At 64.0% G+C, this 1,689-nt stretch carries 2 pseudogenes; one reads left to right on the top strand and one right to left on the bottom strand.

The window, feature by feature from the left end:
• A pseudogene (locus AC1D1Z_RS37105) lies at positions 1-1,540 on the top strand (hypothetical protein); the annotation flags it as partial.
• On the opposite strand, the pseudogene AC1D1Z_RS37100 reads toward AC1D1Z_RS37105, so the two are convergent.
• A pseudogene (locus AC1D1Z_RS37100) lies at positions 1,512-1,689 on the bottom strand (IS630 family transposase); the annotation flags it as partial. The pseudogenes AC1D1Z_RS37105 and AC1D1Z_RS37100 overlap by 29 nt on opposite strands.

The raw sequence follows: 1,689 nt of genomic DNA, 5'->3' as shown, positions 1-1,689 counted from the left end.
GACCGACCTCGACTGGCTGGCCGGCTATTGGCGAACTCATGGCCGTTTCGGCTCGCTGCAGGAGATGCTGGATGTCTCGATCGCGGAACGGTTGAAAGAAACGAACCTGTCGCGCGCGCGGAGCGATGCGCTGGACGCCGCCAAGGCGCGCACGGCCCTCGAGCGGATCGGTGCTGCGCTCGTCCTCCAAAAGCTCGATACCATCGTCGTGCCCGACACCGATGGCGAAGCCCGGCACGATGTCGCGTTTCTCGATCTCAAGGATATCGCGCCCGATCTGACGCCCGGCGAACAGACCGCGCTGATTAACCGGGCGATCTTCGACCCGGCCACGCCGGGGTTTGTGCGGCTGCATAACGATAATCAGGGGGCGGTACGCGGTTTCCTCGCCGCGAAGTGGCTGGCGCGACTGCGTAAGGACGGCAACCTTCCGGTGTCGCGCATCTTCGAGCTGCTGTTCGCCGAATCCCACGGCGTGAAGCTTGTGATACCCTCGATGCGCGCGACCGCCGCCTGGCTTGCGCTGTGGGACGCCGAAACCGCGCAGGAGATCGTCGCGCGCGATCCGCGCCTGCTCATGGACGCCGGTGACCCGTCCAGCCTTAAGCTTGAGGTCAGGGTCCGCGCGCTCGACGGTATCCTTGAGAATGCCGTCGAGAACGAGCATTTCGCTATCCCCGACCATGACACCTTGCGTCGGTTCGCGCAGCCGGACCTCGCGGACTATGTGCGCGACCGATGGACGGCGCTGAAAGGCTCACCCGGCGCCCGGACCTTGCTGACGTTGTTGATCCACCTCGGCAAGCTCGACGCCTGCGCCGGCATCGCCGCCGAGGCCGTCGAAGGCGGATACACCGATCGCTACACGCCAATCTTCTCCGGACGCGCGCTGCTGTCCACCGGATCGACCGACCAGCTGCGGGACTATGTCCGCTATCTGGTCGAACATGCCAACAAGGTTCATCCCAGCCTGGTCTGGGACGCGCTCGATGAGCTTTACCCGAGGTTGATTGCCGCCAAGGATCTGCTGACGCTCATCGGTTCGGTGCGCTGCAAAGGCCCCGATGGTGGGCTCGATCTCGGTTATCACGGGCCCCGGCTGGCCGCCCGCATCCCGGACGCAGTGTCCGCCCAGGCCATGGTCCAAGGCCTGCTCGATCGGTTGGTGGTGAAGGTCGATCTCTATGGAGAGAGCTCGGACCCGAAGGACGAGCAGATCCTCGAAACGCTCGAGGTTGCCGCCGCGCGCTATGCCAGCCTGATCCCGGCGATCCACCTGCCCGACAGCATCATCGATGCCGGCATCCGAGTCGGTGAGAGCCGGCGCTTGGGTCGACGCCATCGAAGCGCCCGCGAGAAGGACGCGCTCGACCTTGAGGCCCAGATCAACGCCACGCCCGAACGGCGCCGGCTTGCCCTGTGGCGGTGCGCCGACCAGTTCCGGATGATCAAGGAGACGCCGCTCAACCAACCCTGGCAGCTGCAGTTCATCGGTCTAGAGCGTGCTGTTTTTAGACGGCAGCATATCCTGAGTTTCTAAGATAGTTTGCGCATTCGTCAGGCGCGAATGCGTCGAGCATGTGACCGGCGGTGCGCCACGTTGTTTCGACGCTTCGTGGCTCGGCCTTTCTGATGAGATGCTTGAGCTTGGCGAAGACCTGCTCAATGGGATTGAGGTCTGGACTGTAA

The sequence above is a fragment of the Rhizobium sp. P1_E1 genome, from assembly GCF_056406015.1.
Note: the sequence above shows the minus strand (reverse complement) of the source record. Positions and strands in the feature narration are given on the sequence as shown.